The sequence below is a fragment of the Gulosibacter hominis genome (assembly GCF_904842695.1).
GTDB lineage: Bacteria > Actinomycetota > Actinomycetes > Actinomycetales > Microbacteriaceae > Gulosibacter > Gulosibacter hominis.
In genome coordinates, this window is the sequence record NZ_CAJGWQ010000003.1 from 42,699 (window position 1) to 56,994 (window position 14,296).

Annotated in this window: 11 protein-coding genes; 3 read left to right on the top strand and 8 right to left on the bottom strand. The window is 60.8% G+C overall.

The window, feature by feature from the left end; genetic code table 11:
• Window positions 1-371 precede the first annotated feature (371 nt).
• Genes JMV54_RS03435 through rfbB form a run of 3 tightly spaced genes read right to left on the bottom strand, consistent with a single transcriptional unit; the run spans window position 372 to window position 3,387 of the window.
• A complete protein-coding gene (locus JMV54_RS03435; RefSeq protein ID WP_201517511.1) occupies window positions 372-1,514 on the bottom strand; it encodes a glycosyltransferase family 4 protein in 1,143 nt (380 codons plus the stop codon).
• A 6-nt stretch (window positions 1,515-1,520) separates the two neighbouring features.
• Window positions 1,521-2,408, bottom strand: a complete 888-nt coding sequence (gene rfbD / locus JMV54_RS03440; protein ID WP_269144439.1) for a dTDP-4-dehydrorhamnose reductase — start codon at window positions 2,406-2,408, stop codon at window positions 1,521-1,523.
• Complete coding sequence (gene rfbB / locus JMV54_RS03445) at window positions 2,398-3,387, bottom strand: dTDP-glucose 4,6-dehydratase (RefSeq protein ID WP_201517512.1); 990 nt, start codon at window positions 3,385-3,387, stop codon at window positions 2,398-2,400. The genes rfbD and rfbB overlap by 11 nt, the downstream gene beginning before the upstream one ends.
• A gap of 145 nt (window positions 3,388-3,532) precedes the next feature.
• Between rfbB and JMV54_RS03450 the strand changes: the two genes are divergently transcribed.
• Window positions 3,533-5,719 carry a glycosyltransferase gene (locus JMV54_RS03450; protein WP_201517513.1) on the top strand — a complete coding sequence of 729 codons (2,187 nt, stop codon included), beginning with the start codon at window positions 3,533-3,535 and terminating at the stop codon, window positions 5,717-5,719.
• 19 nt (window positions 5,720-5,738) lie between these two features.
• Here JMV54_RS03450 and JMV54_RS03455 read toward each other — a convergent pair whose 3' ends face one another.
• From JMV54_RS03455 to JMV54_RS03475, 5 genes are all read right to left on the bottom strand, one after another.
• Entirely contained in the window at window positions 5,739-6,395 is a 657-nt protein-coding gene (locus JMV54_RS03455; protein ID WP_201517514.1) for an ABC transporter ATP-binding protein, read from the bottom strand.
• Window positions 6,396-6,445: 50 nt separating this feature from the next.
• Window positions 6,446-7,306: a hypothetical protein gene (locus JMV54_RS03460; protein ID WP_201517515.1), complete on the bottom strand. Its 861-nt coding sequence runs from the start codon at window positions 7,304-7,306 to the stop codon at window positions 6,446-6,448.
• Window positions 7,307-7,902: 596 nt separating this feature from the next.
• Window positions 7,903-8,697: a hypothetical protein gene (locus tag JMV54_RS03465; RefSeq protein WP_201517516.1), complete on the bottom strand. Its 795-nt coding sequence runs from the start codon at window positions 8,695-8,697 to the stop codon at window positions 7,903-7,905.
• 179 nt (window positions 8,698-8,876) lie between these two features.
• Window positions 8,877-11,006, bottom strand: coding sequence for an acyltransferase family protein (locus JMV54_RS03470; RefSeq protein WP_201517517.1), 2,130 nt, complete (start codon window positions 11,004-11,006; stop codon window positions 8,877-8,879).
• A gap of 106 nt (window positions 11,007-11,112) precedes the next feature.
• Entirely contained in the window at window positions 11,113-12,102 is a 990-nt protein-coding gene (locus tag JMV54_RS03475; RefSeq protein WP_201517518.1) for a glycosyltransferase, read from the bottom strand.
• 112 nt (window positions 12,103-12,214) lie between these two features.
• Between JMV54_RS03475 and JMV54_RS03480 the strand changes: the two genes are divergently transcribed.
• Together JMV54_RS03480 and JMV54_RS03485 are read left to right on the top strand one after the other, a co-directional pair.
• Window positions 12,215-13,255, top strand: a complete 1,041-nt coding sequence (locus JMV54_RS03480) for a glycosyltransferase family 2 protein (protein ID WP_201517519.1) — start codon at window positions 12,215-12,217, stop codon at window positions 13,253-13,255.
• Between the two features lie 64 nt (window positions 13,256-13,319).
• Window positions 13,320-14,285, top strand: coding sequence for a lysylphosphatidylglycerol synthase domain-containing protein (locus tag JMV54_RS03485; protein ID WP_201517520.1), 966 nt, complete (start codon window positions 13,320-13,322; stop codon window positions 14,283-14,285).
• The last annotated feature ends 11 nt before the right edge of the window (window positions 14,286-14,296 follow it).

The following is a 14,296-nucleotide window of genomic DNA, read 5'->3' on the forward strand; positions in this document are numbered from 1 at the left end:
TGAAGCGCAGCGACGTGGGGTGAAGGCCGCTAGCGTCGTGTCATCGTCGCTGCGAGAGGTGCGTGGCTCGGCGCGCACGACGTGGGGGCCGCGTTTCTTCGGGATTTGTGTGTGCTCGCGTTATTTGTATGTGGCACAACACACACATTTGACGCGAACCCACACACGAGGCGAACGGGTGGGGTGCGAAGGGCGGGTGTGGCACGAGGCGACGAGGGCGGGGTGCGAAAGAGTGGGACGCTAAGGGTGTGGTGCGAAGGGTGTGGTGCGAAGAGGGGGGCGCTGCGCGCCGCCCGGGGGCGGGCCCGCCCGCACGCCGCGCACGCCGCGCGCGCCGGGCGGCCCCACGGCCGCGCGCCGGCGCAACGCAGCTAGAGGTCGGCGTGCAGCTGCCAGACGAGGTCGGCCGAGTACGCCCACGAGTAGATGGGCTGGCGGTCTTGCCCGGCAAGCGTCAGGGTTTCGCGCAGTTCGCTGTCGCCGAGCACATTCGATAGTGCGATCGACAGCCGCTCCACGAAGGTCGCTTCGTCACCGAGACCAACATGCAGGGATGCACCCTGCGACACTTCCATGAGCGCCGGCACGTCGGTGTGTACCACCGGGGTGCCGGCCTTAAACGCCTCGAGAATCGGCAGTCCGAATCCTTCGTCGAGCGAGGGTATGCACAGCACGGTGGCGCGGTCGAGCACCACGGCAAGTTCGGCATCGCTCACATAGCCGAGGTTGCGCACTCGCGATCGGTCGACACCGGCAGCCGCGCAGAGTGAGCTGAGATCCACCTCGCCCCAGCCTTCGGGGCCGACGTGCACGAGCTGTGCATCCTGCAGCCGCGGCTGCGCCAGCGCCTGAATGAGCCGGTCAATCCCCTTGCGCGGTTCGAGCGTGCCGATCGCCAAAATGAACGTCTCGGGCAGCTGAAAGCGCTGGGCGATGTCGTGCTGCGCGGCCTCATCCGGCAGCTGAATATCGGGCGATGCGGCACCTGGAATCACACGCAGCCGGTCGCCAAAGTCGTGCAGCTCGGCCACCTGTTCGGCCGCGGCGTGCGTGGGTGTCACCACGGCGGCCGCGTACTGCCAGGCGCGTTTGAGCATCGCTTTGTGCCACCGCACCCCGTTGGGGGTGAGGGTTTCGGGATGCGTCCACGGCACTATGTCGTGGATGGTCACCACCACCTGTGCCGGGTCGCCGCTTTCGAGGGGGCGCAGCGGCGCTAGCAGGCTGGGGGAGTGAAATAGGCCACCGCCGAACGAGTTGGTGAACATGCCGCGCCGCCACGCCTGCGAGAGCATTTTGCGGTTGAGGCGTGACATGCGCACCGATTCGAGGCCCGGCAGCCGGTCGAGCAGTGCCGAGCGCTGTTCATCCGAAACGAACGAGGTGATGCCCGCCACATCGCAATCGTGTGGGGCGCGGCGAATCACCTCGCGCGCCAGGTTTTCGGTGTATCGACCGATCCCGCCGGGCACTTCGGCGGTGAGTTGATCGACAATAAAGTTCAGCGTGACCATTGGTGGCTAGCGCACCTCGGCAACCGGCGTGGGGTCGACCACGAGTACGCCGTCGTCGGCTGCGGCGGCAATCGCTTCGCGCCAGTCACGGATGGGTTCGAGTCCGGCCTCGTGCCAGCGTCGGTGTCCGAGCACCGAGTAGGCGGGGCGGGCGGCGGGGCGAACGAACGCGCTCGAGTCGGTTGGTTTGACTCGTTCGGGGTCGTTGCCGGTGAGCCGAAAAATTTCGCGCGCGAAATCAAACCAGGTGCACTCACCCGAGGAGGTGCCGTGGTAGATGCCGACGGGAGCATCTGCATCCAGTAGCCGAACGGTTTGTTCGGCCAGGTCGCGCGTGTAGGTGGGCTGGCCGCGCTGGTCATCCACCACCGTAATTTCGGGGTGCGAGCCGGCGAGCTTCACCATCGTTTTGGCAAAGTTGCCGCCGGCGGCTCCGTAGAGCCAGGCGGTGCGGATGATGTAGGTGCCGTCGGGATGCGCGGCCAGCGCCGCGATTTCACCGTCGGCTTTGGTGCGTCCGTAGGCGTTCAGCGGATCGCGCGGTGCGTCTTCGTCGTACGGCTCGGTGGCGTCGCCCTGGAACACGTAGTCGGTGGAGTAGTGCACGAACTTGGCGCCCGTGGCGGCGGCAGCTTTGGCGAGGTGCTCGACGGCGGTGGCGTTGAGCAGGTGCGCGGCCGACTCATCGGTTTCGGCCTGGTCGACTGCGGTGTACGCGGCGGCGTTAATTACCACGTCGTAGCCGGCGACCGCCGCCGCCACCGCATCCGCGTCGGTGATGTCGAGGTCGGTGCGGCGCAGCGCGGTGACGTCGCGGCCCTGCAAGGCACGCTGGAGGTCTTGGCCCAGCATGCCCGCAGCGCCGGTGATGAGGTAGCGCTGGCTAGCCTTCAAGAGCGGCACGCTCCTTCAGCGGCTCCCACCAGTCGCGGCGGTCGCGGTACCACTGCACGACGTCGGCGAGTCCCTGCTCGAACGGCACCTGGGGTTCGTAGCCGAGCTCGTTCTGGATCTTGGTGATGTCGACGCAGTAGCGCAGGTCGTGGCCCTTGCGGTCTTCGACGTGGTCGACGTACGACCAGTCTTTGCCCATGAGCTCGAGGATCTTCTTGGTGATCTCGACGTTGGTGAGCTGGGTGCCGCCGCCGATGTTGTAGACCTCGCCGGCACGGCCCTTGGTGTAGACGAGCGCGATGCCGCGGCAGTGGTCGTCAACGTGCAGCCAGTCGCGCACGTTTTCGCCGGTGCCGTAGAGGGGCACGTGCTTGTCGTCGAGCAGGTTGGTGACGAACAGCGGGATGAGTTTTTCGGGGAAGTGGTAGGGGCCGTAGTTGTTCGAGCAGCGCGTGATCGAAATGTTCATGCCGTGGGTGCGGTGGTAGCTGCGGGCCACGAGGTCGCTGCCGGCCTTGGATGCGGCGTAGGGCGAGTTGGGCTCGAGCGGCCACTCTTCGGTCCATTCGCCCTCTTCGATCGAGCCGTACACCTCGTCGGTCGACACGTGCACGAAGCGGTCGATGCCGTGTTTGAGGGCGGCGTCGAGCAGGCGCTGGGTGCCGATGACGTTGGTTTCGAAGAAGATCGACGAGTCGCGCACCGAGCGGTCGACGTGCGATTCGGCGGCGAAGTGCACCACGCCGTCAACGCGCGGCATGAGTGTGTCGAGCAGTTCGGCGTCGCAGATGTCGCCGTGTACGAACTCGTAGCGGGGCGAGTCGGCGATCGGGTCGAGGTTTTCGCGCACACCCGAGTAGGTGAGGGCGTCGAGCACGATGATTTCGGCGCCTTCAAGGCCGGGCAGCTGGTCGTTCAGTGCACGACGAACGAAGTTCGAGCCGATGAAGCCGGCACCGCCGGTGACGAGTAGTTTCATTGCATTCCTTCTCGGTTTCCCAAACTGCGCCGCTTGGGCGCAAACACTGCCTTCTAGCCTACCGGGGCGAAGCATCGCTAGCGCGGCAAACGCTGAGCCGCAGCAAAGTCTTGGTCTGCCAGCCAGGCAGGGTAGCGTTTTTGGTATGAGCGGAATCGTCACAGCAACGGCCATTGTCGTCACTTGGAATGGTGGGGCGGAGGCGGTCGCGGCGGTGCGGTCGCTGCTCGACCAGCATGTGCCGGCGGGGATGCGGTTGCGGGTTGTGGCGGCCGATAATGGCTCGTCCGACGATACGGTTGCGCGCATCCGGGCCGAAGCCCCCGAGGCCGAGGTGCTCGAGCTGCGCACCAATCTTGGGTATGGGGCTGCCGCTAACCGGGCGATGGCTGAGTATCCGGCCGATGCCTATCTGGTGCTGAATCAGGATGCGGTGTATCAGCCGGGTTTTGTGGCGGCACTACTGAGCGAGCTCGCGAATGATGAGCGGCTGGGTGCGGTGACTGCGCAGGTGCAGTTGGCGGGGGAGTTCGTTGCGGCTGAATCAGACACGCCGGCTGCCGAGGTGTTTGTGGGTCATGATGGCGCGCGTTGGCGGCGCACCCGAGATGGTGAGCACGGGCAGCGGCTGATTAATTCGACCGGGAATCAGCTCACCCGTTCGGGTAATGGTCTTGACCGTGGCTGGTTGGCGCCGGTTGGCACCGAGTTTCCGCGCAGTGTGCTCGGGTTTCATGGCGGTGCTTGCGGGCTGCGGGCTGATGCGGTGCGGGCGCTCGGCGGTTTTGATGAGCGGTATTTCATGTATTACGAAGACACCGATTTATCGCTGCGGATGCGCACGGCCGGCTGGTCGGTTGCCTATGTTCCCGAAGCGGTTTCGGTGCATCAGCACGCGGGGAGCTCTGGCACCACGAGCCCCGGTTTTGTGGAGTGGAATGCCCGCAACCGGGCTTGGAACGCGCGGCGCAATGGTCCGGCGCGGATGCGGATTGCGGCCACCGGGCGCACGCTCGCGGGTGCGGTGAAGGGTGCGCTGACGGCTGCCGATCCGCGCCGGCCACGGGATGAGCGCGAGCTTGGTCGGGCGCGGGCGCGCGGTGCGTTGGCGGGGGTGTTCGCGCCGGTTGGTGCGCGCCGCGAGTCGGTTGCGGATGCGCCGTCTGCGCTGCCACAGGATGCGGCTGAGGGTGCGCCGGCGCGGCAGCCGCGCACGCTGATTGATCTCACTTCGGTGCCGGCGCAGCTCGGGGGAGTGGGGCGCTACCTTGAGGGCCTCCTCACCGGGTTCGAGGAAATTGGTTTTAAACCGGTGCTCGTGTGCCGGGCCGAACATCGCGAACATTTCGCTGCGCTGGCGCCGAACGCCGAGCTGCATGTGGCCCCGCGCACCACGGCTAAACGGTCGGCGCGGTTTGCGTGGGAGCAGACGGGCCTTTTGCGTTTGGCAGGTGAGGTGCGTGCCGAGGTGATTCATTCGCCGCACTATTCGTTCCCGCGCGGTACGCCGCTGCGGCGGGTGGTGACGCTGCACGATGCCACGTTTTTTTCTGATCCCGAGGCGCATACGGCCGTCAAACGGCGCTTTTTTAGCAGCTGGATTCGCGCGGCGGTGCGGGCGGATGTGTGGCTGATCACACCCTCTGCGGCGACGGCGCGTGAAATTGAGCGGTATGCGGGCCGGCCGCGGCGGGCAATGACGGTGGCGCTGCACGGTGTTGATCGGGATGTTTTTCACGAACCGACCGCGGCCGAGGTCGCGGCTTTCCGCGATAAGTACGAGCTTGGCGACCGTCCCTATATTGTGTTTCTCGGCACGATTGAGCCGCGTAAACAGGTGGCGCAACTGATTCGCGCGCACCGCATCCTGAACCAGCGCCTGGGGGCGGACGCTCCGCTGCTGCTGATTTCGGGGCAGCGGGGTTGGGATGCCGAGGCGATCGAGCTGCTGGATGCGGCGGGCACCGATTCGGGGGTGCGTGAGCTCGGGTATTTACCGCTGGATGAACTGCGGACGTTTCTGGGTGGCGCGAGCGCGTTCTGTTATCCGTCAATTGCGGAGGGCTTCGGGCTCCCGGTGCTTGAGGCAATGTCGGCCGGGGCTGCGGTGGTGACAACAAATCGCACGGCGCTGCCCGAGGTTGGTGGGGATGCGGTTGTGTATGCCGAACCCGAGCCTGCAGCGCTCGCGGATGCGCTCGAAAATATTTTGACGGATGCTGACGCTGCTGCCGGGTTGCGCGCGGCGGGATTGGCGCGCGCGGCCGAGTTCACCTGGGAACGTTGCGCACGCATCCACGTTGATGCGTATTCGCGGGCGGCACATGGGTAATCGCGTTGTCACACTCGCGTCAATCAGCCACGGAGCTATCCGATGTGGTGACAGTTCCATTGCGAATTGTGAGCATACGTTGTGATAGTGAGCGAATATGCTCTGAATCGTGGCTGGTGAACACCACGGTTCCTCCATTCGCATGAAAGTCGCGAATCATCTCCATCACGGTTGTTACGGCATCAGCGTCGAGTGCATTGAATGGCTCGTCGAAAAGCAGTACCTGGGGGTTCTCCATGAAGGCCTGTGCGATAGCAATCTTTTGTTTCATGCCCAGCGAGTAGTGCCGCATTTTTTGACGTAGGTCGGGATCCAGTCCGAGAGTTTGCATGAGTGAACGTATCTCCTGTTCGCTCACACGTTTGCGTATTTCGGCGAGTTGTAGCAAATTGTCGAGCCCGGTTTCATCTGGCAGGTAGCCTGGTCGATCAATAATGATGCCAAACCGGTCAGGGTAGGTGCGCCGCTTGGAGAGAAACCGGGGTGAAATGCTGATGCTCCCACTATCTGGCTCTGCAAGAGCGCACATGAGTCTGAGTAAAACACTTTTGCCTGAACCGTTGGGTCCGACTAATCCGGTAATGGTTCCTTGGGGTATTTCGAAGTTTACGTCGGTGTACAGCGGCCGTTGGCGATAAGACTTGCTGACGTTGACCGCCTGAATCACTGATTCCATGCGCTTTACGCTCCATTCTGCACTGTGAAGAGATTTACTAGTTGGACTATTTATACAGGTTGGGGATGCTTGTATCGGTTGGGGATAAGTAGGGCAAATATGCTAGAGGCAAGAGCTAGCAGCCAGATCGCTAGAATGGATCCATAATTGATGCTTTGTAAGCCCGGGTCGATTGAGTAGGGTGCGCCAGGGTTTATGGCTGCTGGAGGCAGGGCGTAGCCGATTAAGAGCACTACTGAACAGATGGCGATCCAGGTCTTGTCGATTGATGACCACCAGATGAGGGAAAGAGTTGTCGAAAATGAGAAAATGCAAAGGGCTGCTGCGCCAGATCCTGCGGCAAGAAGCAAGTACGGCAGTTGTTCGGGACCAAAAGTGTCGTTTTGTGCGGATGTGTCGATGAGGGCCACTAGCCCGAGGAATGCGCCAATCCAGCAGCATATCCAGGCAACTTCGCGCAACCACAGGTGTCTTAGCCAGCGGCCGTTCGTTCCGTAGCGAATGGCTCGCTGTTCGAAAACGGATCTGGGTGTTGATTGTTTCCGCACTCGCAAAACTGACAGAGAAGTGAACCCGAAAAGTATTATCTGTATGACCGCATACGAGATTAGGTCATTATTTCTTCCTGCTAATCTGTCGGCAGTGCCGGATGTGTTGGTTGGGAAAGAAAGGGCTAATGGTATGGCGATGGCAAGAAAAACCAGGCCGGAAACGCGATGAGAAAAAAGGGCTCGGGTGTAATTCGCTATTGCGCTCACTGAGTACATTGTTATCAGCGAGGTCAGTGCAAGTATGCAGAAAAAGACAACTATTGAAGTGGTGAAGGTTTCGGTTCCGATCGCCCAAGGGAGTGACACTAGGCTCACGGGCAAAAAGGAATCCATGCTCCCTGCAAACGTGGTGATTGCCATGGCTGAAAAGACTGTCCAAAGCAAGACAGCTGCTGTCACTCGTCCGAAACGAACTGCGACCGCGATGCACAGCGCAGCAATCAGCAGGTAGCCAGTCGCGCACCACGCGAGTATTGCGATGAGAGCAGTGAAGGGTGACTCAAAGTGTGCGAGCAGTGCTCCCGGGCTGAACACAGATAGTTGGATTTCGTCTCTAAGGTCATGTAGTAGATGTGCGCTTTCGCTCCAATAAAGGCTGTTACTTTTCGCGCTCGCGACACAGTAGGTTGACGCCGAAACGAGGAGTAGCCCAGCAAGAAGGCTGGGAAGCAACTGCACTAGTGAATAAGTCACCGACCGTAGAACCGAGCCAAGTCGAATGAGTCGCTCGGGTGAAACGACGGTCGGGATCTGGCGGGCGAGTAGAAGGGCCCACCACAAGAATGTAACGAGCGCCAGGGTGCGTGTCTCTGAAAGTTGTGGCAGGAAAACATCCCACGCATTTTGCTGACCGTATGACTCAGGCGGTTGGGATAATGCGTAGAGAGTTAACCCGACCTGGAGCAATGCAAGAGTAAGGGAGGGCCACCAGGTAATCGTGTTCCAAAACTGCCTGATCATGAAAAGCGTCCCGAATGGCGAGCCCGCAGTATGATGAATGTGCATCCGGCTATGCCTATAAGGAATGTGACTCCCATTGGTATGGCTGCAGGTACAAGTTTAAAGTTGGTGAGGCCGTAGGGATATGGGGTGGTGATGGTGAACGAGTACTCAGGTAGTCCGGCAATCTGCGCGACAGTCGAGGTTCCAAAAAACCAGATAAATGGCACGATGAGTGCGACGAGTGAGTTGTTGATGGTCAGCGAGGCGATCGCGGTGGCAAGAGCGAAAGCAATTGCGGTCAGGCTGGTCCAGCAGGAAATAGCCGCGACAAAAGCTAATGGGCTGAGGTTGAGAGCACCGGCTAACGGAGCGGTCTGGATAGACTCGGCAAGAATCTCGTCACTGCTGTGTAGGCCGTACTGTGTGGGGGAAATCGCATCTGGGAAGAGTGCGGGTGCGATCCAGTAGCCGATGCAAGAGAGTGTTAGCCCAAAAATAAAGAACAGTGCCCCTGCTTTCAAGCATGCGTGAATAATATTTTGAGTGAGTAGCTTCCTCACATCAATCCGGGTGCGCGTCGAGACAATGTATCGTTCCTCAATAAGGCGGTAGAGTATTGGTTGACATATGAGCGCCACGACCACTGGAAATAGCAGGCGAGCTGGTCCCTGAAAGAACGCCGCTGTCATAGTCTGAGGTGAGGGGTACACCGAAGATTGCGCGTCGTAGAAACCGGCAATTATATGAAGCGCTAGCAATACGGTGAATGAAATCAATCCAACTGTGTTGTGATGCGGATAGACTCTCATTTAGAATCCCTCACTGTCAGTTTGCGAAGTGTGAGCTGCACTAGCAGGTGCAGCTCACACTTATTGCTCATGTTCTCTCCTGGTGTATCAACTACGCTGTTGTTCGGAGGAGCTAGCTCGAGCAGAAATTGTACTCAACTGTCGAGACACTTTCTCGCCATCCAGTGATTTTTACGGATTTACTCAGCAAACACCTGGTCGGGCCACCACGGCACGTGGTCGTGGATTTCGTCAGCGAACCGCTGGGTGAGTGTGCGCGAGAACGCAGTGGTGATGTGGCTCGCATCGAACCAGGTGACGACACCCCCGACTTCGGGACGGCAGGTGCCGTCGGGGCAGTAGTAGTCGGTGAAATCGACCCAGAGCGCGCCAGCATCCTCGATCTGTTTGATGTAGGTCTTGCTCACCGGTTTGTTTGCGGGATGCTGACAGTCGGGTGAATCAAACCCGTTGACGAGCGCGCACTCGTAGGGCGACACCTCAAACCGGGGGTTGTCGCGCACCACCACAAATTTCGTATCGGGCGAGGTCTTGCGCATCTGTTTCAGCCAGGTGGGGAAATGCTCCCAGGTTTCTTCGGTGCCGTCGGGTGCCGATTTTGTGCCGAGTACCACGACGAGTTCGGGCTGTTTATCGGCGATGTAATCGGATGCATCCAACCAAACTCGGTCGCACACATCGGCCGCTTGCAGGCCGGGCTGCCAGGTGAACGTGCAGCTCGGGCCGGCTTGCACTCGCACATTGAGATAGCCGGTGATCGCGGCGGTTTGATAGCCGACCGGTGCCAGCTGCTGGGTGTGTGAATTGCCCACGAAAAACGCGGTGGGTGCTTTGGTGTTGCCGGAGGCGAGCTCCCAGCAAATGGCGTCGTCACCGGGGTTGGGTGCGTGGTCGGTGCAGTCGGTGCCTTCACCGGCGTAGGTTTGTGCCGCATCCGGGTCGTCGGGTACCGGGGACGGATTGGCGGGTGCATCTGGGTTTTGCGCGCCCACTTGCACATCCAGCGGCGCAAAATCGGGGCCGTCGTAGGCATCCTCGGTTTCGGCGGGGGTGGGGGTGCTGGTTGCGGTGGCGAATTCGTTTTCGAGCTGCGCCTGCGAACTGGCATTATTGGCGAGCCGCTGCTGGGTGTGGATGAGCGCCGGTGCAGCGACCATGATCGCGGCAATGGCGATGACGGCCAGGTGGCGGGCGGGGTTGCGCGGTTTCCCCACGCGCGAGACGGGTTTTTCGATGAGTTCGGTCAGCACAAAACTGAAACCGAACGCGACTGCGAGCACCCCGGTGCCGAACATGAAATTGGGTTCGGTGTTTTTGGTGAGTTGCACGGCGAGCAGCAACAGCGGCCAGTGCACGAGGTAGAGCGCGTAGGTGTATTGCCCGAGCCAGCGCAGTGGCCCGGTCGCGAGGAGCCGTTCGGCGCTGAAGCGTGCCGGTGGCTCGTCGTTTCTGGCTTCGGCGGCCACGATGATGAGCACGGCCGAGAGGGTTGGCCACAGTGCGGCAAACCCGGGGAAGCTTGATTCAACCGGCAGCACGATGCCGCACAGCACCACGCCGAGCAGCCCCAGCCACGACATGAGGTTGCGCATCCCGGCGCTCAGCTGCAGGCGATTGGCGACTAGCGCCACTAGCGATCCGAGCGCAAATTCCCACATCCGCGCGAACGTGTCGAAGTAGGCGTGCGGCTGGTTGTCGATGGTGTGCAACACCGACCAGGCGAACGAAGCAATAAAAACGATCCCGAAAATCAGGCCCAGCACCCGGGGCAGCCGGCGGCCACTGCGGTGCGCGATCGCGTAGCCGAGCAGGTGCAGCAGCGGCCAGATGATGAACACCTGCCCCTGGATCGACAGCGACCAGAAGTGTTGGAACAGGCTCGCGCCACCGAGATCGTGCGCGTAATAGTCGGCTTGCAGCTGCTGTAGGCGGATGTTTTCGAAATAGCCGAGCGAGGCGAGCGCATCCCCGGTGAGGGTGGCGTGTTGGGACGCGGGCATGATGAGCCAGCCCGCCACGAGCGTCAGCAGGATGGTTGCGGCGGCGAGCGGCAGCAGGCGAGCAAATTTGCGCAGGATGAATTGGAGCGGCTTGGGTGCATTGCCGGCGGTTGCGCTCGCGGTGAGTGAGCGGGTGAGCAGGTAGGCCGAGATGAGGAGAAAAACATCGACGCCGCCCGAGACCCGGCCGATCCAGATGTGAAAGATCGCGACCAGCACAACCGCAACGGTTCGCAGCCCCTGTACCTCGGGGAGGTAGCTGGTGCTCGGGGCCGGAATGGGCCGCTGTGCGCGGACGGCTGGGCTCATTCACTCTCCCTCGGGTTCGTGGTGGGTGTGGTTCGGTGGGCGCACCAATGGTAGCGACGTCGGATGCAAGTCGCGCGTCGTTTCCGGTCAGGATGTGCGCAAGGTGCTACCAGATGCCTAGCGCGATGGTTGCCGCCAGCACGAGTTGATCGCGGCGTCGGCGGCGAAGATGGCGCGCACGGCGAGCCAGGCGAAGGCGTGATCGAAGGCTGTTTGTTTCGATCTGTGTCGCGATCCAGTGCAGCCGCGCCGAGTGTTTTGCGTCTGCAACCTCGAGTGCGGCGACGACGACATTGGCTACGTCGGCTCGGTAGGTGCCCTCGCGAATCACTGCCAGGCGGCGCAAATGTTGGCGCCAGCCCTCGTTGGCGCCAAGGACGTTGTCTTCGTGCTGGCGGTATTCGACAGTTGGTTCGCCATCGATGAACCATCGCCCACCATTGGCGCGGATGAGTGCGTAGATGAGCCAGTCGTGCGATCTTGCGGTGTTGGCGCTGCTTTGCGGGTTGCGTAGCTGTTGCTGTACAAGCCGGAACGCTTCGGGCCGGATGAGAAAGGTTGAGCCGGGGCCACCCGATTCGAAGGCGTAGTCGGCGAGCTGCTGGGTCTGATTCTTGACGATCAGCTGCCGGGTGCCGTCGGGGGCAAAGGCCGTAACGTTCGACGAGACTGCCGAGTAGCTGCCGAGGCCGTCGAGTCCGCGGGGTGCCGACAAAATGTCAAAGTGCCGGCGGAGCTTTCCGGGGCGCCAAATATCGTCCTGGTCGCACAGGGCGACGGCATCAAAACCGGTGGGGTCGGCATCCCGGATCAGCCGAGCGAAGTTTTTTGCCGCCGAGCCAAACTGGCCGGGTTCAAGTAGGGCGACGCGTGAATCGGTTTCGGCGCGTTGCGCCAGCATCGGGATGGTTTGGTCGGTCGATGCGTCGTCAGAGACCAGGACAGTGACGTCAACATCGGCTTGTGAAAGCACCGAGTTGAGTTGTTCGTCGAGAAATTCTTGACCGTTGTGCGTGGCGAGCAGCACCAGGATGCGGGGACGGTCCCCATCGCCTGGTGGCGAGGGGCTGTGTGCGCGCAAAATTGAGCTAGACATCCTTCAGGTAACCTAGCCCACCGTTCGGAAACATAAAATGACGGCTGCGATTGTCACGCTCACGGGTATGATGGGGGTTTGATTTCGGCCCCGTTGCATAGGACTTGTCTGCATGCGTGTTTTCGTTCAGATCCCCTGCCTGAATGAAGAGGAGACTCTGCCGCTCGTCATCAACTCGATCCCGAAAGAGATTCCCGGAGTTGACGAGCTGCACATCCTCGTAATTGATGATGGTTCAACCGACCGCACGGTTGAGGTCGCGCGTTCGCTGGGTGTTGAGCATTTTGTGATCCACGCCCGCAATATGGGGCTCGCACGTTCGTTTAGTGACGGTGTCGACTACGCGCTCAGCCACGGCGCCGACATTGTCGTCAACACCGATGGTGACAACCAGTACCCGCAAGACCGCATCCCCGATCTACTCGCACCGATCATCGCCGGTGAAGCTGATATCGCGATCGCTGACCGTCAGACCGCGACCATTAAGCACTTCTCGCCGTTCAAGAAGGCGATGCAGCGGTTCGGGTCGGGTGTGGTGAACAAGGCCGCCGGCACGAAGCTGCCGGATGCCGCATCGGGTTTCCGTGCCTATTCGCGTAACGCGTTGTTTCGCCTGAATGTGGTGACGCAGTTCAGCTACTGCATGGAGACCATCATCCAGGCTGGCAACAAACGCCTGCGGATTGCTTCGGTGCCGGTTGAGACAAACGCCAAGACACGCGAGTCTCGGTTGTTCAAGAACATCTGGCAGCACATGTTCAAGTCGGGTACCGCCATCGTGCGCTCGTTCTTGATGTTTAAGCCGCATGTGGTGCTGATGACTATCGGCATCATCATGGCGATCATTGGCTTGATCCCCATGGTGCGCTGGTTCGTATTCTTCTTGCTGGGTGACGGCGCAGGCAATATGCAGTCGCTGTTGCTCGGCGTGATGTTCATGCTGGGATCATTCTTGAGCTTCGTGCTGCTGGTGATAGCCGACCTGCAGCGCACCAACCGCGTGCTGCTTGAAGACACGCTAGAGCGCGTTAAACGCATTGAGTTTGGCGGCCCGCACGTGGCCGGTACGCAGTACACCGTGCTCGATCTGGGGCACGACACCGATGGCGTCGAGGAAGTGCAGCGACTGCGTTTTGACGAATCCAGCCAGTAACTCGGAGGCAAAGTCGGAGCAGCCCACCGAATCCGACGCACACACCAACGGGCCTAAGAAGAGCATGGTGGCAACAGTCGTTGCAGCTCTACGCAGTAAGCCTGTTCGTTACGCATTTGTGCTCGTCGCCCTTGCAGGTGCTGCCTGGGCGCTCGCGTCGGTGTGGCCATCGGTAATGGATGCGGTGCAGAAATTCCCATGGTGGGTTTCTTTGGTCTCGCTCGCGATTGGAATTATCTATGTGGTGCTTACGATGCTCTCGTGGCGCGCGGTATTGATTGGGCTCGGCACGAAACTATCGTTCGGTGCAGCCGGTCGGCTGTTCTTTGTGTCTCAACTAGGGAAATTTGTGCCCGGGGGTGTATGGAACTATCTCGCGGTCGTCGAGATGGGGGCGGCGCATCAGATTCCACGCCGTCGGTCATTGTCTGCGATGGTGGTTTCTGTCCTGATCTCGATTGTGACTGCCGGGGTGCTTGCAATTCCCGGCATTGTGCTAACGGGTGCGCTTCCGCAACCATGGACGACGGTCGCACTCATTTGCATTCCGCTCGTTGCTTGTCTGCTTATTCCGACGGTGCTCAACCGCTTAATTGAGTTTGCGCTTCGTGTAACCAAGCGCCCGGCTCTTGAATCCCCGCTGCAAGCGCGTCAGATCTTGGCGTCGTCGGGCTGGGCGCTTGGCGGCTGGATGCTTGCTGGGCTGATGATCTGGTTGCTCGCCATTCAGTTGGGGCTCACTCCGTCGTTCGAGTCGCTGCTCCTTGTCGTGGGCGGCTACTCACTCTCATGGGCTGTCGGCTTCGTGATCTTCTTTATGCCGGCAGGCATTGGTGTACGCGAGGTTGTGCTCGCCGCGATGTTGCAAGGAGTGTTGGGCACTGGCGAACTCGTGCTTATCGTGCTGTTAGCTCGAGTGATATCCACACTCGCCGATGTGGCGCTCGGAGTGGCGGCACTTATTGCTTCTCGACGCACTTTTTCAACTGTCGAGATTGACGGTGCTGTTAAGGATGGGCCAGTCAGCTAGTTCCGGTGCGT

Bases quoted from the DNA above. Each gene is read 5' to 3' on its own strand.
- JMV54_RS03485 (WP_201517520.1), top strand. From the start codon at position 13,320: ATGGTGGCAACAGTCGTTGCAGCTCTACGCAGTAAGCCTGTTCGTTAC.
- JMV54_RS03455 (WP_201517514.1), bottom strand. From the start codon at position 6,395: ATGGAATCAGTGATTCAGGCGGTCAACGTCAGCAAGTCTTATCGCCAA.
- JMV54_RS03450 (WP_201517513.1), top strand. From the start codon at position 3,533: ATGAGCGGAATCGTCACAGCAACGGCCATTGTCGTCACTTGGAATGGT.
- JMV54_RS03475 (WP_201517518.1), bottom strand. From the start codon at position 12,102: ATGTCTAGCTCAATTTTGCGCGCACACAGCCCCTCGCCACCAGGCGAT.
- rfbB (WP_201517512.1), bottom strand. From the start codon at position 3,387: ATGAAACTACTCGTCACCGGCGGTGCCGGCTTCATCGGCTCGAACTTC.
- JMV54_RS03460 (WP_201517515.1), bottom strand. From the start codon at position 7,306: ATGGCAATCACCACGTTTGCAGGGAGCATGGATTCCTTTTTGCCCGTG.
- JMV54_RS03435 (WP_201517511.1), bottom strand. From the start codon at position 1,514: ATGGTCACGCTGAACTTTATTGTCGATCAACTCACCGCCGAAGTGCCC.
- JMV54_RS03465 (WP_201517516.1), bottom strand. From the start codon at position 8,697: ATGAGAGTCTATCCGCATCACAACACAGTTGGATTGATTTCATTCACC.
- JMV54_RS03470 (WP_201517517.1), bottom strand. From the start codon at position 11,006: ATGAGCCCAGCCGTCCGCGCACAGCGGCCCATTCCGGCCCCGAGCACC.
- JMV54_RS03480 (WP_201517519.1), top strand. From the start codon at position 12,215: ATGCGTGTTTTCGTTCAGATCCCCTGCCTGAATGAAGAGGAGACTCTG.